The organism is Shewanella sp. DC2-4, assembly GCF_013248875.1.
In the GTDB taxonomy this organism is placed as follows: domain Bacteria; phylum Pseudomonadota; class Gammaproteobacteria; order Enterobacterales; family Shewanellaceae; genus Shewanella; species Shewanella oncorhynchi.
The window spans coordinates 2,044,224-2,065,021 of record NZ_JABRVR010000002.1 but is presented as its reverse complement, the minus strand read 5'-3'; the positions used below and the strand labels follow the sequence as shown (position 1 = coordinate 2,065,021).

16 protein-coding genes are annotated in these 20,798 nt (G+C 45.9%); 8 read left to right on the top strand and 8 right to left on the bottom strand.

Annotation, left to right across the window (positions count from 1 at the left end; translation table 11 throughout):
- Positions 1-76: 76 nt before the first annotated feature.
- Positions 77-2,260: a bifunctional diguanylate cyclase/phosphodiesterase gene (locus tag HQQ92_RS09840; protein ID WP_173244961.1), complete on the top strand. Its 2,184-nt coding sequence runs from the start codon at positions 77-79 to the stop codon at positions 2,258-2,260.
- Between the two features lie 150 nt (positions 2,261-2,410).
- Here the strand turns inward: HQQ92_RS09840 and HQQ92_RS09835 are convergent, their stop codons facing one another.
- Both HQQ92_RS09835 and HQQ92_RS09830 read right to left on the bottom strand, forming a co-directional pair.
- A complete protein-coding gene (locus HQQ92_RS09835) occupies positions 2,411-2,929 on the bottom strand; it encodes a YchJ family protein (protein WP_131524167.1) in 519 nt (172 codons plus the stop codon).
- 104 nt (positions 2,930-3,033) lie between these two features.
- Complete coding sequence (locus tag HQQ92_RS09830; protein WP_131524168.1) at positions 3,034-3,609, bottom strand: nuclear transport factor 2 family protein; 576 nt, start codon at positions 3,607-3,609, stop codon at positions 3,034-3,036.
- Between the two features lie 118 nt (positions 3,610-3,727).
- On the opposite strand from HQQ92_RS09830, the gene smrA reads away from it, so the two are divergent.
- Complete coding sequence (gene smrA / locus HQQ92_RS09825; protein WP_173244959.1) at positions 3,728-4,318, top strand: DNA endonuclease SmrA; 591 nt, start codon at positions 3,728-3,730, stop codon at positions 4,316-4,318.
- Between the two features lie 84 nt (positions 4,319-4,402).
- Here the strand turns inward: smrA and HQQ92_RS09820 are convergent, their stop codons facing one another.
- The gene (locus HQQ92_RS09820) at positions 4,403-6,262 is read right to left on the bottom strand and encodes a M2 family metallopeptidase (protein WP_173244956.1); all 1,860 of its coding nucleotides are present in this window, start codon (positions 6,260-6,262) and stop codon (positions 4,403-4,405) included.
- 220 nt (positions 6,263-6,482) lie between these two features.
- Here HQQ92_RS09820 and HQQ92_RS09815 point away from each other — a divergent pair, with 220 nt between their 5' ends.
- A complete protein-coding gene (locus HQQ92_RS09815; RefSeq protein ID WP_028760001.1) occupies positions 6,483-7,121 on the top strand; it encodes a TetR/AcrR family transcriptional regulator in 639 nt (212 codons plus the stop codon).
- Between the two features lie 16 nt (positions 7,122-7,137).
- Complete coding sequence (locus HQQ92_RS09810) at positions 7,138-9,417, top strand: acyl-CoA dehydrogenase (protein ID WP_028760000.1); 2,280 nt, start codon at positions 7,138-7,140, stop codon at positions 9,415-9,417.
- 243 nt (positions 9,418-9,660) lie between these two features.
- On the opposite strand, the gene pyk is transcribed toward HQQ92_RS09810, so the two are convergent.
- On the bottom strand, positions 9,661-11,100 hold the full coding sequence (gene pyk / locus HQQ92_RS09805; protein WP_105252459.1) for a pyruvate kinase: 1,440 nt from the start codon (positions 11,098-11,100) through the stop codon (positions 9,661-9,663).
- 187 nt (positions 11,101-11,287) lie between these two features.
- A complete protein-coding gene (locus HQQ92_RS09800; RefSeq protein ID WP_006081563.1) occupies positions 11,288-12,142 on the bottom strand; it encodes a MurR/RpiR family transcriptional regulator in 855 nt (284 codons plus the stop codon).
- A 312-nt stretch (positions 12,143-12,454) separates the two neighbouring features.
- On the opposite strand from HQQ92_RS09800, the gene zwf reads away from it, so the two are divergent.
- The 4 genes from zwf to HQQ92_RS09780 are packed head-to-tail and all read left to right on the top strand — an operon-like array spanning position 12,455 to position 17,148.
- Positions 12,455-13,927 (top strand): glucose-6-phosphate dehydrogenase, encoded by a 1,473-nt coding sequence (zwf, locus tag HQQ92_RS09795; RefSeq protein WP_028759998.1) that lies wholly within the window; start codon positions 12,455-12,457, stop codon positions 13,925-13,927.
- 9 nt (positions 13,928-13,936) lie between these two features.
- Positions 13,937-14,635, top strand: coding sequence for a 6-phosphogluconolactonase (gene pgl, locus HQQ92_RS09790; RefSeq protein WP_105252460.1), 699 nt, complete (start codon positions 13,937-13,939; stop codon positions 14,633-14,635).
- Between the two features lie 24 nt (positions 14,636-14,659).
- Entirely contained in the window at positions 14,660-16,486 is a 1,827-nt protein-coding gene (gene edd / locus HQQ92_RS09785; RefSeq protein WP_028759996.1) for a phosphogluconate dehydratase, read from the top strand.
- Between the two features lie 20 nt (positions 16,487-16,506).
- Positions 16,507-17,148 (top strand): bifunctional 4-hydroxy-2-oxoglutarate aldolase/2-dehydro-3-deoxy-phosphogluconate aldolase, encoded by a 642-nt coding sequence (locus HQQ92_RS09780; protein ID WP_028759995.1) that lies wholly within the window; start codon positions 16,507-16,509, stop codon positions 17,146-17,148.
- 190 nt (positions 17,149-17,338) lie between these two features.
- Here the strand turns inward: HQQ92_RS09780 and HQQ92_RS09775 are convergent, their stop codons facing one another.
- From HQQ92_RS09775 to HQQ92_RS09765, 3 genes are all read right to left on the bottom strand, one after another.
- Entirely contained in the window at positions 17,339-18,688 is a 1,350-nt protein-coding gene (locus tag HQQ92_RS09775; RefSeq protein ID WP_173244953.1) for an anti-phage deoxyguanosine triphosphatase, read from the bottom strand.
- A 25-nt stretch (positions 18,689-18,713) separates the two neighbouring features.
- A complete protein-coding gene (gene yfbR / locus HQQ92_RS09770) occupies positions 18,714-19,301 on the bottom strand; it encodes a 5'-deoxynucleotidase (protein ID WP_173244950.1) in 588 nt (195 codons plus the stop codon).
- A 209-nt stretch (positions 19,302-19,510) separates the two neighbouring features.
- A complete protein-coding gene (locus tag HQQ92_RS09765; RefSeq protein WP_131524175.1) occupies positions 19,511-20,725 on the bottom strand; it encodes a pyridoxal phosphate-dependent aminotransferase in 1,215 nt (404 codons plus the stop codon).
- Between the last annotated feature and the right edge of the window lie 73 nt (positions 20,726-20,798).

The following is a 20,798-nucleotide window of genomic DNA, read 5'->3' as shown; positions in this document are numbered from 1 at the left end:
TTAATTCTAAATTTCAAGGTAAGTTTGCTAACAGCAAAGACCTTTAGCCCAACACGAAGTTTTGTAGGGAACCAGCGTGAAGCGACGTCAGCATCAGCATTTATTGGAGTCTTTGGTACAGTCAACTGCAAAACAGCAGGGCGATTTCACAAAGACGGCAGAGTTAACCACAGAGTTGTTGTGCCAGAATTTAGCGGTTTCTTTGGTATCAGTGTGGACTTTTTCATCTGATCAACAAACCCAATCACTCGTCGCACAATTTGGTTCTATTATGTTGCAAGACATTCATAGACCTAAGTTATTACAAGATTGTCCCCGGTATGTACACGAGCTCAAAACTCTGCGCCATATCGATGCAGGCAATGCCCTCACCGATCCACGTTTAAGTGAATTGGCTGAGTGCTATTTTATCCCGCGGCAAATCAACTCGAGTCTTGACATCGCCATTCGTATCAATGGCCATCTCGAAGGTGTGCTCTGCATCGAGCGGGCACAATTGACTCCCCACTGGCATGACAGTGAAATTCACCTCGCGTGCCAGATGGCCGACCAATTAGCCCTGACCTTAGCGACAAAACACAGCTACGATAAAGAAGAAAGCTTGAGTTTATTTCGCTGTGCCACTGAACAATCGCGACAAATCAGTATGTTAATTAATCTGCATACTGAAAAAGTCGAGTATGTGAATCAGGCGCACAGTGAAATCACTGGCATGCCCCGTGAACAGATTATCGGCGCGAATATCCGTGAGTTGGCTTTTTTCAAGCAGCATGCCCAATTAGCCGAGCAAACTCTAGCGCAAATCTTTAGGGGCGAAATTGCCAAAGGCGAAGTGCAGTTTAGTCGTGCCGATGGCAGTCGTTATTGGCTGACATACGTGCTGAGTCAGTTCATTACCGATCGCGGCAATCATTATGCCTTGGTCTCGTGTGAAGAAAATACCGACGAGCATAACTATAAGTCAGAGCTTGAACGGCTTGCTTGGCGTTGTGGATTAACGGGACTACATAACCGTACTCATTTTAATCAAGTCCTTGAACGTACCACGAAGGGACTGTTGTTATTAGTTGATTTAGTGGGATTTAAGCGTTTTAACGATACCTATGGTCATGAAAATGGCGATAGTTTGTTGATAGAAATTGCCCGCCGTTTGAAACATTTTTCTGAGATTAATAAGGCCACCGAAATTGCCCGCGTCGGCAGCGATGAATTTGCCGTGCTATTGACCGATGATAATGCGGTTTACGATCTCGATTATTTTAGTACGCGCCTGTATCAACATCTTGCTATGCCTATTTTAATCGGCCGTGAGCAAGTCGAACCAAAGCCTGCTTTAGCTGTGGTTGATATTGCCTCTGTTGCGAGTTTGTTTGCCCCATTAACCTGTGCCGATATTGCAGTGCAGTATGCTAAAAAGAAAAAAGGCACTGCAATCCAAGTATTTAACAGCACGTTATTGAGTGCATTTAAAGAGGATGCGCAGATAGAACGTGATTTACACAGTGCGATCCGTGGTCGTCAGTTTGAGCTTTATTATCAGCCACTGAGGGATCTTGAGCAGAATACCTATATTGGCGCCGAAGCCTTAATCCGTTGGCATCACCCTAAAAGAGGCGTGTTATTTCCAGCTTCCTTTATTGATATTGCTGAGCAGTCGGGGATGATAAATTCTATCGGCAGTTGGGTTTTAGAGGCCGCATGTCGACAGTTAAACCTATGGCAGCATCATAATGCAGAGATGACAATGCATGTGAATGTGTCGGCCCGCCAGTTCTTCAGTGGTAATTTATTCGAGCAAGTGTGGCAGTTGTTGACGCGTTATCGCTTGAAACCTAAGACGTTAATCTTAGAGATCACTGAGACTGAATTGATGGGTGATATTCGCCACGCGACCTTGTTATGCCAAGAATTAGCGGAATTAGGCGTAGGGCTCGCGATTGACGATTTTGGGACGGGTTACTGCTCTATGCGTTATTTGAAGCAGTTTCCGATCAGTAAACTTAAGATTGATCGTTCGTTTATTTCAGATCTTACCGTCAGCCGCGAAAGTCGCGAAATTGTGTCAGCCATTATCGCCATGGCGAATGCATTAAATATATCTTTGACGGCAGAAGGGGTTGAAACCCTTGAGCAAGAAGCATTTTTAGCGAAAAGTTTTTGTCATCAGGCGCAGGGTTATCTCTATAGCCCTGCATTACGGGAGCCTGAGTTTGCACAATTTATCTTGTCGGCTAAAAGTGCTTCGGTCATAACCCACTAAGTCACAATTATTTCAAATGTGCTGCTCACGATAAAATAAAGGCAACCTAGGTTTGTAATCTAGGTTGCCTTTATTATTCATCTCTGTGCTTGTTCAATCAGCACTATAAACCTTCATCGTCATTCTCTAGTGCAGTTCAGCACTGTATATCTATCGAGATTTTAAACAGCATTGTTTGAATTTTTTGCCACTATGGCAAATACAGAGATCATTTCTACCAGGCAATTTAGCCGTCATTTGCTGGCCTTGGCTGTAATACCAGCGACTTGCTTGATAGATGAATTCGGATCGCTCATAGATAGCATCAATTTCACCATCGAGCTTATACCAAGCTTTAAAAGTAACAGTGCCATGTCGTTGTTCAGCTATCGCCGCTTGAGCATTGTGGATTGGTGTTTCAGTACTGCTCTGTACATCTAATCCTAACCAATGTGGATGAGGACCAGTAGTGAGGCTCGTGAGAGTAAGGCCATTTAGATGGTCAGGGTGATGTGTTTTTAAAATGTAATCAAAATTTTTCAATACAAATGCGCAGTAGCGTGAGCGCATAAGCTGTTCAGGTGTACGGGCAATCACTTGCCCAGTGTCTACATGCGTATGCAGTGGACCACAGCAATCTTGATAGCTTATCCCACTGCTACAGGGGCAGGCTTGTGTAGTTATAGTCATGTTAGCTAAATCTTTAATTTAATTGTATTTGTTTAAATTTATTCGATTTCTATCTAAATGCGTTAGATGTGAGATAGTCCATTTAAACGTAATCGGCATTAATATTAGGGTAATTTTTTACCCGCAGGTAAAGGCGGAAATTGGCGACCATAATATAAGTTAGGTACCGGTTTCGCATTCAGATAATAGCTAGGTTCTGCGCGGTTATTGGTATCTAAGCTCACTTTCCATTGGGTGGATGAGACTTTTTCTGAACCAATAGCAAACTTGCCCGCAAATTCACTCACAGGTTCGCCGGTTTCTTGTGCTGGGTAAAATCGAACCAAATAATAGCCTGTATCTATGGCACCATTACCGATAATTTTGCGTTTAGTAATGCGAAAATCCACGTCGATAGTGGCTTTTTTGGCGCGGATTTTATCGAAAAACTTCTTGTAAATGGCGATAATATTGTCTCGTCCATAGTAAATTTCTTTACTTTGACTTTCAGATAAGTAGCTAGCGTCATCAGCGTAAATCTCACGGGTCACCTCGGGGGACAATTGATTAAAAGCGCTAATAAACAAAGGATAATTAGCGTTGATCAATTGATCATCAGTGGATTTTGTATGAGTTTTAGCTGGATTGGCTAAGCTTGGCAGTGACAATAAGCACATCAGGACTAGCGGCAAAAATTTCATTACTTTATTCTAATCTGGCAATCATGGCGTCACTATAATGGAGGCGCTCGCTGAACTAAAGCCTTGAATGTTTACAAAGTGTGTTTCTATACAAGAGTGTGAAGTAAAGGAGCTTGCCATGCTGGATGATGAATCAGCACTGTTTTTTGAGGAAATGGCTGGAGTCGTGCCACTAAAAGGCGATATGCCAGTGGTAAATTTAGCACCGAAAGCGTTGACGGCTGAGCAAATACACAGACGCGATGCTTTACAACGGGAAGTCTTCCTAGCGTGTATGCCACTGGATTTAAAAGTATTTCCACAGCAAGCGCCAGATGACATTGTGAGCTTTAAGCGTGAGGGGGTACAAGGCGGCGTTTTTAAACGACTCCGAATGGGGCAATACAGCATCAAGATGGAGCTTGATGTGCATGCTTATCGGTTAAACCAAGCTCGTGATGCCGTCCTTAACTATTTACTGGCAGCGCAGGCACATGGTGAACGCTGTGTCATGTTGATCCACGGTAAAGGCTATCAGAGTCAACCCTTTGCGGGATTGCTCAAATCCGCTGTGTGCTATTGGTTATCACAACTCGACATGGTGCTTGCCTATCATTCGGCGAAAACCGAGCAGGGCGGTGCTGGGGCACTTTATGTGATGTTAACTAAGTCAGAACAGCTCAAGCTTGAAAACCGTGAAGCTAATCGTAAAGGCATGGGATGGCGTTAGATTAAACAGATAAGTATTGAATAAAAATGCCCAATTTTATTGGGCATTTTGTTTTATGTTATTGGGTGATGATTTAACGAACCCTTACCAACCACACTGGCGGTTTGCGGTGGTATTTTGCTCATCTAACCATGTTTTAAGTGGGGCGAAGTAATCGAGCACCGCTTTTGCATCCATCGTTTCTTTGCCTGTGACTTCTTTCAATGCTTCTGGCCAAGGTTTACTTAAGCCTAACTCGAGCATCTTATTGAGTTTCTCTCCCGCGGCTTGATTACCATAAATACTGCATCTGTGTACCGGACCTTTATCGCCTGCAGTTTCACACAGCGCTTGATGGAATTGGAATTGCAAAATATGCGCTAGGAAGTAACGGGTGTAGGGTACATTGCCTGGTACATGGTATTTAGCACCCGGATCAAAATCTGCTTCACTACGTTCAGTCGGTGCTTTTACGCCTTGGTATTTTTCCCTCAGATCCCACCAAGCTTGGTTATATTGGGCAGGCGTGATTTCGCCGCTAAACACTTTCCAGCGCCACTGATCTATCATCAGGCCAAAGGGCAAGAAAGCAATTTTGTCTAAGGCTTGTTTTAGTAAGAGGCCGATATCCTTAGATGCATCAGGTACTTCTTCTAATAAGCCGATTTGCTTTAAATAGCTTGGCGTAATCGACAGTGCTATTGTGTCACCAATTGCTTCATGGAAACCATCGTTAGCGCTGTTTTTAAACAGGAATGGTTGTTGCTTATAAGCGCGTTGATAGAAGTTATGCCCAAGTTCGTGGTGGATAACGCTAAAATCTTCGGCAGTTTTTTGGATACACATTTTAATGCGGATATCGTCGAGATTATCGAGATCCCACGCCGAAGCGTGACAAACCACATCACGGTCCTTTGGCTGAACGAATAGAGAACGTGCCCAAAAACTTTCTGGCAATGGTGCGAACCCTAATGATGTGAAGAAGCCTTCGGCTTGTTTCACCATTTTATGCTCGTCATAGCCTTTCTTTGCCAGTAACTCAGTGACATCGTAACCCGGATCAGCATTGTTAGGGGCGACGAGATCATACACATTACCCCATTGCTGGGCCCACATGTTGCCAAGTAAGTGTGCCGGGATGGGGCCTGTGGTCGGTGCGACGGTATCGCCGTACTCTTTATTCAATTCTCCCCGCACGTAGCAGTGCAAGGACTCATAAAGTGGCTTAACTTGGCCCCAAAGACGGTCGAGTTCCTGTGAAAAGTCATCGGGCTTCATATCATATTGACTGCGCCATAGTTCAGACAGGTTGGCATAACCGAGATCCTTTGCGCCTTCATTGGCCAGTTCAACTTCGCGTTGAAACAAGGGGCGCATGGGTTTAGCGATTTCACGCCAGCCTTTCCACGCTTCCAGTAATTTTACGGGATCACGTGATTCGGCCATTAAGCTCGATAGCTCAGGCTGAGTCATACACTTGCCGTCGGCAAAACAGTATTTTCCTTTGCCGTACAAGCCATTTAATTCTGAACTAATTTGCGCCAGCTCGGTATTTTTCGCAGGATCGAGCGGCGCGGGTAACACTAACGCACTGCGCAGGATATTGAGCTTGCGGGCATTAACGGGATCGAGTTGCACATTGGCGTACTTCGCCGCCTCGGTTGCAAATTTTACCGACGCGGCACTGACCTTTTCGCCGACTGCGGCAGACAGGGCCGCGGTATCATCAGTAATAAAGTTGCTGTAAATCCACTCGGCGCGATTAGATTCAATCGATAATTCGGCCATCTTGGCTTCAGCATCATTAATAAAAGCAATGGCTTGTGCTTTATCTGGGGCGGTATTGATGACAGCTGCTGTAGCTGTTTTGTCTGTTTTACTTTGTGCATCATTACAGGCCGTTAATCCCAGCGCGAGTGCCACTGTGAGGGCGATTTTACTGCGACGATTCAATGAAATAACCATGTCTAGTTGTCCTTGTTGTTTTTGTGTTACACAGTTTACCTAAACCACTGGGTTATTGCACAAGGGTTAATTGACTTGTTTTTAACACTTATTCGGACATGTACGACATACCGCTTGTATCACAGACTAGAAAGCGGTGAATTTGTCCAATTTTTGTTTGACATCCTAGGTGCCAATGTTTAATTTAAACGAGTGTTTTAAATTAATTCAAGGTCACGGAATGGCAAGTCGATCCGATACAAAAACTAGAATACTTGATGCCGCAGAAAAACTGTTCGCCGAACGGGGCTTTTCTGAGACTTCCTTGCGACTCATTACCAGCAAAGCTGAGGTGAATTTAGCATCGGTCAATTATCACTTTGGTTCTAAAAAAGAGCTGATCCGTGCAGTGTTAGCCCGCTATTTAGACGTATTTATGCCTGCTGCTTCAAGCCAAATTCACCGTTTAAATGCCGCTCCAGCACAAGCTACACTCGAAGAGATCCTGTCTTCTTTGGTCGATCCTTTATTGGATTTAAACGCGCTACGTACCGAAGGTACCACGATCTTCCTGCAGCTTTTAGGCCGTGGCTATATCGAAAGCCAAGGGCATTTACGTTGGTTTATTACTACCCATTACGGCCAGCATCTCGATGCTTTTGTTAAAGCCGTTTCGGCCAGTGCACCACATATTCCACCCGCTGAAATGTTTTGGCGCTTACACTTTACCTTAGGCACTATCGTGTTCACTATGGCGTCCGCTGATGCCCTAAATGACATTGCTGCTGCTGAGTTTGGTGAGCATAACGACATCGAAGCCGTGATCCGTAAAGTGATCCCCTACATGGCGGCTGGTGTATCAGTCCCCGTTTCTTCTTAATTAAAAGGTCTTGATAATGTTGACGATTATAATTCTTGCCCTGATAGCCATTGTCGTGTTGTTTGCGGTGAAAAATATCCGGATGCAGTTTATTACCCGCCCAGTTTTTAGTTTTTTCAAGAAGGTCTTGCCGCCACTTTCAGATACCGAGCGCGAAGCGATGGAAGCCGGTGATGTCTGGTGGGAAGGGGAGTTATTCCGCGGAAATCCTAACTGGAATACCTTGCACAGCTACGGTAAGCCGACGCTGACAGCTGAAGAAAAAGACTTTATTGATAATCAAGTAATGACAGCACTGACGATGATCGATGATTTCGACATAGTGCATAACCGCAAGGATTTACCGCCAGAGCTGTGGGAATACTTTAAGAAAGAAGGTTTCTTCGCACTGATCATTCCGAAGAAATTTGGTGGTAAAGCTTTCTCTGCCTATGCAAACTCGACCATTGTCAGCAAATTAGCCAGCCGTAGCGTAAGCGCTGCTGTGACTGTGATGGTGCCGAACTCTTTAGGCCCAGGTGAGTTGCTGACCCACTATGGTACGAGCGAGCAGAAAGAACGCTGGTTACCTGCTTTAGCTAAAGGCGATGAAATTCCTTGTTTTGCATTAACTGGTCCAGAAGCGGGCAGTGATGCCGGCGCTATCCCCGATGTAGGTATTGTGTGTCGTGATATTTTCAACGGCGAAGAAATGCTTGGGCTTAAACTTACATGGGATAAGCGTTATATCACGCTGGCTCCTGTAGCAACAGTGCTGGGTTTAGCGTTCCAAATGCGCGATCCTGAAGGTCTGCTTGGCGATAAGAAAAACTTAGGCATTACCTGTGCGTTGATCCCAACGGATCATCCTGGTGTGGTTATTGGTCGTCGTCATAATCCGCTGGGAATGGCGTTTATGAACGGTACTACTCAAGGTAAAGAAGTGTTTATTCCGCTCGATTGGATTATCGGTGGCCCTGAGTTTGCTGGTAAAGGCTGGCGTATGCTGGTTGAGTGTTTGTCAGCGGGCCGCGGTATTTCATTGCCAGCATTGGCAACGGCTTCTGGTCACATGGCGACGAAGACGACAACGGCTTACAGCTATGTGCGTCACCAGTTTGGAATGGCAATTGGTCAGTTTGAAGGGGTGCAAGAAGCGCTGGCGCGTATTATTGCCAACACTTATCAGTTAGAAGCCGCACGCCGTTTAACAACCACGGGTATCGATCTTAAAGTCAAACCTTCTGTCGTGACCGCGATAGCTAAGTACCACATGACTGAATTAGGCCGTTCAGTGATGAACGATGCCATGGATATTCAATCGGGTAAGGGCATTCAATTAGGACCTAAAAACTATTTAGGCCACCCTTATATGTCGAATCCAATTTCGATCACTGTGGAAGGCGCGAATATTCTAACCCGCTCGTTGATGATTTTTGGTCAAGGTGCGACTCGCTGCCATCCATACGTGCTCGCCGAAATGGAAGCCGCAGCGATGGAAAACCAACATGAAGCCTTAGAGCGTTTTGATGCGTTATTAATGGGTCACATGGGTTATGCCACGCGTAATGCTTTCAGTGCTTTGTTTAGCGCGTTAAGCGGTAGCCGTTTTGGCAGTGCGCCAGTGAGCGGTGAAACTAAGCAGTACTATAAAGATATGTCGCGTATTTCGTCTGCATTAGCCTTAATGACAGATTTATCTATGCTGATCATGGGCGGCGATTTAAAACGCAAAGAAATGCTGTCTGCACGTATGGGTGATGTGCTCAGCCAGTTGTATTTAGGCTCAGCGACCTTGAAGTTATTTGAAGATAATGGCCGTCAACAGGACGATTTGCCTGCGGTACGTTATGTAATGGCCAATCGTTTGCACTTGGCGGCTAAAGCGTTGGAAGACACGATTCGTAACTTCCCGAGCCGTCCTGTGGCCTGGTTACTGCGCGGCTTAATTTTCCCGCTGGGTAATCACTTCACTGCACCGAGCGACAAAATGGCGACCGATTTAGTTAGCGGTATGTTGAAGCCTGGCCCTGCTCGTGAACGTATTACTTTCTTATGTCCTGAATTTGAAGGGGATAAGGGCGGTATTGCTGAAGTAGAGCAAGCATTTATCGCGCAATATGCCTGTAAAGATATCTATAAAAAACTGAAGAAAGCGCAGCGTGCCGGTGAGTTGCCAGCAAAAGTGCCGAATCTAGTCTTGTTTGCAAAAGCACTCGAGACTGGCGTTATCACTGCCGACGAAGAACAAAAGTTACAGCATGCTGATAAGCTGCGCTTAGCGGCAATTAATGTGAATGATTTCGAAGCGTTATAGTGATTGCTAGTGTTTGATGTTCGCGTTTAATGTTAATGCAGTTTGGTCTAAGCGGTGTTAAGTTCGATAGCTAAGCCGTTTGGGCCGCTTAGATTTCCTTCAGCAATGAGAACCTGACAAATTTCCATCAACAGAAATAAGCACTTACAGAAAACAGTCAATATAAAAAAACCACCTTCATGAGGTGGTTTTTTATTGGCTGTTTTCTAACGAGCTTGAGTTGTTAGAGGAAGCTTAAGCAACTTAAGCTACGATCAACACTTTACAGGTGTTAGTGCCGCCGATCGTTTCCATTGCATCGCCTTTGGTCATCAGCACCATATCACCGCTATTCAAATAACCAGCCGCTGTTAATGCTTCTAACGCTTTTTGCGCTAGCTCATCGGCTGGGTGGATAGTTGAATCGAAGTAGATTGGTAACACGCCGCGGTACAAGGCCATTTTGGCTAGGGTTGTTGCGTGACGTGATAAACCCAAGATTGGCAGTGAAGAACTGATACGAGACATCAACTGTGGTGTTGCACCTGATTCAGTCAGAGCGATAATCGCCTTAACGCCTTCTAGGTGGTTTGCTGCATACATAGTTGATAGCGCAATGGTCTCTTCAACTGAAGTGAAACGCACATCTAATCTATGTTTAGACACAATCACACTTGGGTGAGATTCAGCGCCAACACACACATTTGCCATTGCCTTAACGGTTTCTTCTGGGAAGTCACCGGCAGCAGTTTCAGCAGATAACATCACAGCATCGGTACCATCAAGCACAGCGTTCGCCACGTCCATTACTTCGGCGCGGGTTGGCATTGGGCTTGAAATCATCGATTCCATCATCTGGGTGGCAGTGATGACGACTTTATTCAGTTGGCGTGAACGGGCGATTAACTTCTTTTGTACTGCAACGAGTGCTGCATCACCAATTTCAACACCTAAGTCACCACGGGCAACCATAACAACGTCAGACGCTAAGATAACATCATCCATAGCGGCATCGGTCGCAACCGCTTCAGCACGTTCAACTTTAGCAACGATCAACGCATTACAACCTGCTTGACGGGCAAGATCGCGTGCATAGTCCAAGTCAGCACCACTGCGCGGGAAAGACACGGCTAAATAATCCACTTGGATCATTGCTGCAGTGAGAATGTCAGCCTTGTCTTTTTCGGTCAGCGCAGCAGCAGAAAGTCCGCCGCCTTGTTTGTTAATACCTTTGTTGTTAGATAAAGGGCCTGCCACAGTCACTGTGGTATGCACTTTACGGCCTTCAACACGCTCAACGCGTAATTGAACACGGCCATCATCTAACATCAGGATATCACCAACAGTCACATCGTCTGGCAATTGCTTGTAATCGATACCCACTTGGGTCTCGTCGCCTTCACCTTTGGCTAACTCGGCATCAAGTACATAGGCTTGACCTAATACGAGTTGTACTTTCTTATTGTCTTTGAAAGTAGAAACGCGGATTTTAGGGCCTTGTAAGTCACCAAGAATGGCCACATGAACGCCTAACTCTTTAGCGATTTCGCGCGCTTGAGTTGCTCGTTTTAGATGATCTTCGGGGGAACCGTGGGAGAAATTAAGACGTACAACGTTTGCACCTGCCGCGATGATGCGGCGTAGGTTATCATCACGATCGGTAGCGGGACCTAGAGTGGTGACGATTTTGGTTCTGCGGAACATAAGGATACTCCGTTAAAGTTAAAAAAAATCTTGGGACTATATTACCATGCAATTCCAAATTTTGTAGTAAAGTTACAATCAAATTGATCTAAAGTTATGTATGAAAATTGTGAGGTATCGCTGATATTTGCACGATAAATGGCTAGGTTAAGGATCAACACTAGCCATTTTTAGAAAAGGAAGTGAGTTACAGTATCGGATCTTTATTGATGCGAGACTCTTTTAACACTTCTTTCACTCGTTTCAAATTATCGCGGAAACGTGGACCTCTACGTAAGGTAAAACCCGTTGCCAATACATCTATAGTGACTAATTGGGCTAAACGCGAGGCCATAGGTAAATACATGTCAGTATCTTCTGGCACTTCCATTGTCACGGGCAGTGTACATTCCATTGATAAAGGCGAGTTGCGGGCGGTAATACCAATCACAGCTGCACCATTTTCTCTCGCTAAACGCGCGATTTCAATCAATGACTTAGTACGGCCAGTGTGGGAAATCAATACCACCACATCGCCCTCATTACTGTTAATACAGCTCATGCGTTGCATTAGAACATCGTCAAAACAGATGACAGGGACATTAAATCGGAAGAATTTATTTTGCGCGTCATGGGCAACTGAAGCGGATGCGCCTAGGCCAAAAAAGGAAATAGTCTTAGCTTGAGTGAGAATATCAACGGCTTTATTAATGGCTGAAATGTCTAGGCTTTGACGTGCGGTATCGAGCGAAGCCATTGAAGATTCGAATATTTTTGTCGTATAAGACTCAGTCGAATCATCTTCTTCAACGTGGCGGCTCACATAAGGTGTACCGTTCGCAAGACTTTGCGCTAGATGTAACTTAAAATCAGGGAAACCTTTAGTATCTAAGCGGCGGCAGAAACGATTCACAGTAGGTTCACTGACATCTGCCATCTTAGCCAGTGTGGCGATGCTAGAATGTATAGCTGTCTGTGGTGATGCTAAGATCACCTCTGCAACTTTGCGTTCTGATTTACTAAAATGGGTGAGGCTTTTTTGAACCTTTTCTAGGGTATTCATACGCGTATGTCCGCTAAATTGAGAATGTAATTTTATTTATTTTTATTTCGTGGGAGCAGATCAAGACTGGCAGCCCACTAATAGACTCTATGTAGTAACTTTTCAGTACAATTTTGAAATAAGACTTTACTACCTTCAGTAATTTAAGCACAAAAAGCATATCAGATTTATGCAGCAAGTGACTAGTTAGCAAGAATGTTAATATTTATAAAAATAGATGCATTTAACAAATTCTGTTGTTATATTACAACAAAAGTGTGGATTTCTTCATCGACATGAAGGGACACGACATACAAAGGAGATCGTAACGCAATGGGCAAAACAACATCAGGCGCCAAAGCTTGTGACTTCGTACTCTTTGGTACTAAAGGCGATTTGGCACGACGCAAGTTGTTACCTTCTTTATACCAGCTAGATAAAGCTGAACTTCTCGATAAAGATACGAAAGTGATCGGTGTCGCGAAAGACGAGTTTACTCAAGATGAGTTTATCGAATTAGTCACGCTTGCATTAAACACCTTCGTGAAAGAGCCTTTGTGCGAAGAGACTCTCCAACGTTTTCTGTCCCGCTGCCACTATATAGGCACTAACTTTACCGATTCAGCGGGCTACAGTGCCTTCCATGATCTGCTCAAACCAGAAGAGCGCGTTATGGTCAGTTACTTTGCTACGCCACCTGCAATATTCGGCGACATTTGCCGTTGTTTGCATGAACAAGATCTTATCCACCCAGATTCACGCGTGGTGCTCGAAAAGCCCATCGGCTCAGATTTAGACTCTTCTCGCGTTATCAATGACCAAGTTTCCGCTTACTTCAAAGAACGTCAGGTTTACCGTATCGACCATTACTTAGGTAAAGAAACCGTACAGAACTTGATTGCCCTGCGTTTTGCGAACTCTTTATTTGCCTCTAAGTGGGACAACCGTACGATTGACCACGTCCAGATCACAGTCGCAGAAGAAGTGGGTATCGAAGGCCGTTGGGGTTACTTCGACAAAGCGGGTCAAATGCGTGACATGATCCAAAACCATTTGCTGCAAGTGTTAACGCTCGTTGCCATGGACCCACCTGTTAACTTAGACGCTGACAGTATCCGTGATGAAAAAGTTAAAGTACTTAAATCACTGCGTCCGATTAATTCTGACAATGTGTATGAAAATACCGTACGCGGTCAGTACAGCGCAGGCTTCTTAAAGGGCAGTCCAGTACCGGGTTATTTAGAAGAAGAAGGCGCCAACCTTCAATCACACACAGAAACCTTCGTGGCTATTCGTGTGGATATCGACAACTGGCGTTGGGCGGGCGTGCCTTTCTATTTACGTAGCGGTAAACGTATGCCGTTTAAGAGCTCTGAAATTGTGGTGTATTTTAAAAACCCACCGCATAACTTATATCGCTCAAGCTACCGTAATCTGCCACCGAACAAGCTGACGATCCGTCTGCAGCCCCATGAAGGGGTTGAAATCCAGATGATGAACAAAGTGCCAGGTTTGGAGCAAAAACAACGTCTACAAACCACTAAACTCGATTTGAGCTTCTCTGATACCTTTAAAAATGAACGTATCGCTGATGCCTACGAGCGTCTATTACTCGAAGCTATGCTCGGTAATCAAGCGCTGTTCGTGCGCCGCGACGAAGTCGAGCAGGCATGGACTTGGGTGGATGGCATTATCCAATCGTGGGAACAAAGCAACGAAAAACCAAAACCTTATCCTGCGGGTACTTGGGGTCCAGTTGCGTCAGTTGCTTTGATCACCAAAGATGGCCGTTCGTGGGACGAGTAGGAGACTTTGATGATTAAAGAAACCGTATTCAAATCTTTCGATACGCCAAGTGCGTTAGAACAACAGCTTGCGAATAGAATTGCGAGCCAGTTGCAGGAAGCCGTCGATGCCCGCGGAAAAGCGAGCTTAGTGGTTTCCGGTGGTTCGACGCCGCTTAAGTTATTTCAACTATTGAGCATGAAATCCATCGATTGGAGTGATGTTTATATCACGCTTGCCGATGAGCGCTGGGTTGAAGCCGACGCCGATGCTTCTAATGAGCGTCTCGTGCGTGAACATTTATTACAAAACCGTGCGGCGAATGCCAAATTCCGCGGTTTAAAAAACATGTTTTCGACCGCAGAAGCGGGCGCCGATATGGCCGCCGAGTCCTTGTCTAACTTCCCACGTCCTTTTGATGTGGTGGTGTTAGGCATGGGTAACGATGGTCATACTTGTTCTTGGTTTCCCTGCAGTGCAGAGCTTGAAAATGCGCTCACAACCCAAGCCCTGTGTGTGGCGACGAACCCCACCACAGCGCCCCATGGCAGAATTACGCTCTCTAAGAGTGCGATTTTGAACAGCAGACAAATCTACCTGCACTTGGTCGGGGAACAAAAATTATCCGTATATCGTCAAGCGTTAGAAAGTGATGATGTCCATGCTATGCCTATCAGAGCCGTATTAGCGCAGCGTAAAACGCCCGTTGATGTGTTCTGGAGCGCTTAAGGAGTCACTATGCACTCAGTAGAAATACATTCAGTAGTTCAAGCTGTTACCGACAGAATTATTGCCCGTAGCAAAGCGTCACGTGAAGGTTATCTCGCCGCATTGAATGATGCCCGTAACCATGGTGTACACCGTAGCTCATTGAGCTGTGGCAACTTAGCCCATGGTTTTGCCGCCTGTAATCCAGACGACAAAAATGCATTGCGTCAATTGAATAAGGCGAACATCGGCATAGTGACGGCATTTAACGATATGTTATCTGCGCACCAACCCTATGAAAGCTATCCTGAATTGCTTAAAAAAGCCTGTCAGGAAGTCGGCAGTGTTGCACAAGTGGCGGGCGGTGTTCCGGCCATGTGTGACGGTGTGACTCAAGGTCAACCCGGTATGGAATTGAGCTTACTGAGTCGTGAAGTGATTGCGATGGCAACGGCTGTGGGCTTGTCTCACAACATGTTTGATGGCGCTTTACTGCTCGGCATTTGCGATAAAATCGTACCAGGTTTGCTTATCGGTGCCTTAAGCTTTGGTCACTTACCTATGTTATTCGTGCCGGCAGGGCCGATGAAATCAGGTATCCCGAACAAAGAAAAAGCCCGTATTCGTCAACAATTTGCCCAAGGTAAAGTAGATCGCGCGCAGCTGCTCGAAGCAGAAGCCCAGTCTTACCACAGTGCAGGAACCTGTACTTTCTACGGCACGGCAAACTCGAATCAGTTGATGCTTGAAGTGATGGGTCTGCAGTTACCTGGCTCATCTTTTGTTAATCCTGATGATCCACTGCGCGAAGCGTTAAATAAGATGGCGGCTAAGCAAGTGTGCCGTTTAACTGAAATGGGGACTCAATATACCCCAATCGGTGAAGTGGTCAGCGAAAAATCTGTGGTTAACGGCATTGTGGCACTTTTGGCTACTGGCGGTTCAACTAACTTGACGATGCACATTGTCGCCGCGGCTCGTGCTGCCGGTATTATTGTGAACTGGGATGATTTTTCTGAATTATCCGATGCTGTACCATTAGTGGCGCGCGTGTATCCAAACGGTCATGCCGATATTAATCATTTCCATGCAGCCGGTGGCATGGCGTACTTAATCAAAGAATTGCTCGATGCGGGTCTATTGCATGAAGATGTGAATACCGTTGCGGGCTTTGGTTTACGCCGTTATACCCAAGAGCCAAGGTTGCTCGACGGTGAACTGCGCTGGGTCGATGGTCCAACGACTAGCTTAGATACTGAAGTGTTAACGTCAGTCGCATCACCTTTCCAAGGCAATGGTGGCTTAAAATTACTCAAAGGTAACTTAGGCCGCGCTGTGATCAAAGTGTCAGCAGTACAAGAACAACATCGTGTCGTTGAAGCGCCCGCAGTGGTGATTGACGATCAAAACAAACTCGATGCCTTGTTCCAAGCCGGTGCTCTGGATAGAGATTGTGTTGTGGTGGTTAAAGGTCAAGGCCCGAAAGCCAACGGTATGCCAGAGCTGCATAAATTAACGCCATTATTAGGCACGCTTCAGGACAAAGGTTTTAAAGTCGCGCTGCTGACTGACGGTCGTATGTCTGGCGCGTCGGGTAAAGTCCCTGCGGCGATTCACTTAACGCCAGAAGCCTTAGATGGCGGTTTAATTGCCAAAGTCCAAGATGGCGACTTGATCCGTGTCGATGCGTTAACAGGCGAACTGAGCCTGCTTGTATCTGAAGCTGAACTTGCCACCAGAGCAGCGGGAATAGTGGATTTACATCGCTCACGTTATGGCATGGGCCGCGAGTTATTTAGTGCGCTACGTTCAAATCTAAGTAGTCCAGAAACTGGTGCGCGTTGTACTAATGCCATCGATGAACTTTATTAATACAAAGGAAGAATAACGCAATGCTTGAGAATAACTGGTCACTACAGCCACAAGATATTTTTAAACGCAGCCCTATTGTTCCTGTTATGGTGATTAACAAGATTGAACATGCGGTACCATTAGCGCGAGCACTGGTTGCCGGCGGCATTAGCGTGTTAGAAGTGACTTTGCGTACGCCTTGTGCACTCGAAGCTATCACTAAAATCGCCAAAGAAGTGCCTGAGGCCTTAGTCGGCGCAGGGACTATCTTAAACGAAGCTCAGCTTGATCTTGCGATTGCCGCGGGTGCGCAGTTTATTATTACCCCAGGCGCAACGGTTGAACTGCTCAAAGCGGGTATGCATGGTCCAATCCCTTTAATTCCAGGGGTTGCGAGCATTTCAGAAGTGATGACGGGGATGGCGCTCGGTTACACCCACTTTAAATTCTTCCCAGCTGAAGCTTCGGGTGGTGTTGATGCTCTTAAAGCCTTCTCGGGTCCGCTAGCGGATATTCGCTTCTGCCCAACAGGTGGCATTACGCCAAGCAGCTATAAAGATTATTTAGCGCTGAAAAACGTCGATTGTATTGGTGGTAGCTGGATTGCGCCAACGGATGCAATGGAACACGGCGATTGGGATCGTATCACTCAACTTTGTAAAGATGCCATCGGCGCTTTATAAATCGAGCTTGACTTGAAATAGTGACAAAATAAAAACCACCGCAAGGTGGTTTTTTGTCTTTTATCTTTCGCATTTTGATAAAGAACGGCTGTGATCGCTGACTCTGTAGAAAGTCTAGCTTTTATAGAAACTCGTACATTTACAAACGGTCTGGCTTTATAGCAAGTCGGGCCGCGCAATGTCTGCTTACCTACATTTCCTTGCTCAGTTCCACATTTGAGCCCGCTTTGGGGCTAAATAGCTGTTGATACAGTCGCCCCGCAAACTCATCTGTCATCCCTGAAATATAGTCCGCCAACACTCTGTGACTGTTTAAGCCTTGTTGCTCACTTTCGCGCCAGCGCTCTTGGGTGTTCAGTGGCAGTAAACGCTCGGGATCGGAAGCGAAGGCTTCGAATAATCCCATCACAATCTGCTGGCCCTTATATTCGAGCATTTGGATCTCAGGTTTACGGATCACGTATTTATAAACCAGTTGCTTGAGCACATTGAGCGCAATGGCAAATTCTGGCTCTAACGTCGCATTAAAGCGTAATAATGGCTCTTCGAACACGTCATCTTCTGAGATAACAATAGCGGTGACAAAGCCATTAACGAGTGTGCCTATGGCATCTTTACGTAGGTGATGCTCATGGGAAAACAGCTTGTTGCCAATATCTGCCAGCTCTTGTTTTATCCACGCATCGCTGCTGTTGGTCAGTGTCGGCGCCACATCTTGATGCCACTGGGACGCTGTGACTATGCCCATCACAATCGCATCTTCGAGATCGTGCACCGCATAGGCGATGTCATCTGCCAGTTCCATAATCGAGCAATCGAAGGATTTAAACTGGGTTCGCAGATGTGGATAGTGGTGCAGGGCGGGGTGTGAACCTTGCTGAGTTGATGTAAAACGACGGCTATCCGCCTCAGACAAAGGCTCAAGCACCCAAGCGAAGATGTCGTTATCATCGTCGAAAATGCCCTTAACCGGCGGCCATTGTGACGGTTTTAACTGTCTGTGGTTGGTGATTTCATTATGTTCACCCGCGACAAATAGCTTCGAGTGCGGCGCAGGGTATTTCAAAATCCCGAGCATGGTACGCCGACATAAGTTCATCCCGAAATCTAATGTGTAAGGCTCAAGTTTCGATAAAATACGAAAGGTTTGGCCATTGCCTTCAAAACCGCCGTGGTCGCGCATCATGTAATTTAATGCGACTTCGCCACCGTGGCCGAAGGGAGGATGACCAATATCGTGGGCCAAGCACAGGGACTCTAATAAGCTCATAGAGCAAAGCAGCTGTTTATGTTGTGGATATTTACGTCTGAGCTGAGCAGCTATGCCGGTGCCAATTTGCGAGACTTCGAGTGAGTGGGTTAATCGGGTGCGATAGAAGTCATTCATGCCAACGCCGAGCACTTGGGTCTTGGCCTGAAGGCGGCGAAAGGCGGCCGAGTGGAGAATACGCGCCCTGTCTCTTTGGTAAGGGCTGCGGTGATCAAAGCGCCGTTGTTTATCTTCACCATGACGGCGTTCTTGCCAAACACTTGAAGTCATATGCATTCCTAGCGAGAGTGGAAAATCAAAGCATCTTGTTAATTTCGTCTAAATTCAAGGTGAAACTTGGCACAAAGCAGCTTATAAAATACTGTACTGCGGGATCTGGATTTGTCGCCAGCATGTCTTCGAGACGCTTACGGGCGGTATTGAATTCACTGTTGCCAGCGCGGTTTTCCTCAAGGCATTTAAGATAGGCACACAGAGTATCAGCCGATTTCACTATGGTCTTGTAAACGGGGTCGGCGTAATCGCTGATGAACAGACTGCGATAATCTTCTTTAAATTCCTCAGGTACCATATCTAACATGCGCTGCTCGGCAATCGCCTCAATCTTTTTATACTCGGCTTCAATTTCTTTATTGAAGTATTTTACCGGCGTCGGTAAGTCACCCGTGAGAATTTCACTGGCATCGTGAAAAATCGCCAGACTCGTGGCTTGATGGGGATCGAGCGTCGTGCCGAATTTCTTATTACTGATGATCACCAGTGCATGGGCCACCATGGCAACTTGCAGCGAGTGTTCTTGAACATTTTCAGTGCGAACGTTGTACATCAAAGGCCAGCGTTGGATCAGTTTCATGCGAGCTAAATGGGCAAATAAGTGACTCATAGTTTTCCTGCTAAAGAGTGAAATCGGAAGGCGACAAGCTGCAATGGAAGACATGAAACGAGTGAGTAGGCAGTATTGACGCTAGTGAAGTCTTAGATTATCACAGCCTTGGATGACACGTGAGCATGAGCGTAGAGGATTTAAAGAAATAGCTAAAAATAAAGCGACCACTAGGATCGCTTTATGTCTCAAACCGTTAAAGGGATATTTTACTGTCGATAGTTTTCGAGGAAGGCCCCAAACTCGGTAAATGCTTTCTTCAGATCTTCTTTATAGGGCAAGAAAACCACTCGCAAATGATCGGGCTCAGGCCAGTTAAAGGCGCTGCCATGGACTAACAGGATTTTCTTTTCTCTGAGCAAATCCAGCACTAAACGCTCATCATCCCGCAAATTGAATTTTTTCATATCCAGTTTCGGAAAGGCATAGAGTGCGCCCTTTGGTTTTTTAACGCTCACACCTGGAATTTGGTTAAGCAATTCGTAACAGGCATCCCTTTGGACTGTGAGGCGGCCATTAGGCAAAATAAGCTCGTTAATACTCTGATAACCGCCGAGCGCGGTTTGAATTGCATGTTGATTGGGCACGTTTGCACAGAGGCGCATCGAGGACAGCATTTCTAAGCCTTCGATGTAACTTTTAGCAGCCTTAAGATTGCCAGATAACATCATCCAACCAACACGAAATCCTGCTGCACGATAAGCCTTTGATAAGCCGTTAAAAGTAACAGTTAAAATATCGTCTGATAGACCCGCAGCAGGAATATGCTTGGCTTCGTCGTATAAAATTTTATCGTAAATTTCATCGGCAAAAAGGATCAGATCATGTTGACGACACAGTTCAACCACTTGCAGCAGTAATTCTCTGCTGTATACCGCTCCGGTTGGGTTGTTCGGGTTAATCAGCACTATGCCGCGAGTACGTGATGAAATTTTACTTTTAATGTCGTTGAGATCGGGGAACCAGTCCGCTTCTTCATCGCAGCGATAATGCACAGCCTTGCCGCCCGCGAGATTCGCCGCTGCTGTCCACAGGGGATAGTCTGGTGAGGGGATTAAGATCTCATCATCGGTATTCAGCAGGCCTTGCATTGCCATCATAATGAGTTCTGAAACGCCGTTACCTATATAGATATCTTCGATATCGACACCAAAAATCCCTTGGGCTTGATAATGCTGCACTATGGCCTTACGGGCAGAGAATAATCCTTTTGACTCACAGTAGCCTTGGGCACTGGGTAAATTGAGGATCACATCGCGCACAATTTCTTCAGGCGCTTCGAAACCGAAGGGGGCCGGATTACCAATGTTGAGTTTGAGGATTCGATGCCCCTCGTCTTCTAAACGTCTGGCTTCCTTGTGCACTGGGCCGCGGATGTCATAGCAAACGGTATCCAGCTTGTTGGATTTGATGATAGGGCGCATTTACACCTCGGAACATGCATAAAGTTTTGGCTTAAGTTAGCGCACCATAACGAAATTTCATTGTAGATGAAAG

What these genes read in the sequence shown, in the direction of transcription:
- HQQ92_RS09835 (WP_131524167.1), bottom strand. Translation starts at nt 2,929, where the DNA reads ATGACTATAACTACACAAGCCTGCCCCTGTAGCAGTGGGATAAGCTAT.
- HQQ92_RS09830 (WP_131524168.1), bottom strand. Translation starts at nt 3,609, where the DNA reads ATGAAATTTTTGCCGCTAGTCCTGATGTGCTTATTGTCACTGCCAAGC.
- smrA (WP_173244959.1), top strand. Translation starts at nt 3,728, where the DNA reads ATGCTGGATGATGAATCAGCACTGTTTTTTGAGGAAATGGCTGGAGTC.
- HQQ92_RS09820 (WP_173244956.1), bottom strand. Translation starts at nt 6,262, where the DNA reads ATGGTTATTTCATTGAATCGTCGCAGTAAAATCGCCCTCACAGTGGCA.
- HQQ92_RS09815 (WP_028760001.1), top strand. Translation starts at nt 6,483, where the DNA reads ATGGCAAGTCGATCCGATACAAAAACTAGAATACTTGATGCCGCAGAA.
- HQQ92_RS09810 (WP_028760000.1), top strand. Translation starts at nt 7,138, where the DNA reads ATGTTGACGATTATAATTCTTGCCCTGATAGCCATTGTCGTGTTGTTT.
- pyk (WP_105252459.1), bottom strand. Translation starts at nt 11,100, where the DNA reads ATGTTCCGCAGAACCAAAATCGTCACCACTCTAGGTCCCGCTACCGAT.
- HQQ92_RS09800 (WP_006081563.1), bottom strand. Translation starts at nt 12,142, where the DNA reads ATGAATACCCTAGAAAAGGTTCAAAAAAGCCTCACCCATTTTAGTAAA.
- zwf (WP_028759998.1), top strand. Translation starts at nt 12,455, where the DNA reads ATGGGCAAAACAACATCAGGCGCCAAAGCTTGTGACTTCGTACTCTTT.
- pgl (WP_105252460.1), top strand. Translation starts at nt 13,937, where the DNA reads ATGATTAAAGAAACCGTATTCAAATCTTTCGATACGCCAAGTGCGTTA.
- HQQ92_RS09780 (WP_028759995.1), top strand. Translation starts at nt 16,507, where the DNA reads ATGCTTGAGAATAACTGGTCACTACAGCCACAAGATATTTTTAAACGC.
- HQQ92_RS09775 (WP_173244953.1), bottom strand. Translation starts at nt 18,688, where the DNA reads ATGACTTCAAGTGTTTGGCAAGAACGCCGTCATGGTGAAGATAAACAA.
- yfbR (WP_173244950.1), bottom strand. Translation starts at nt 19,301, where the DNA reads ATGAGTCACTTATTTGCCCATTTAGCTCGCATGAAACTGATCCAACGC.
- HQQ92_RS09765 (WP_131524175.1), bottom strand. Translation starts at nt 20,725, where the DNA reads ATGCGCCCTATCATCAAATCCAACAAGCTGGATACCGTTTGCTATGAC.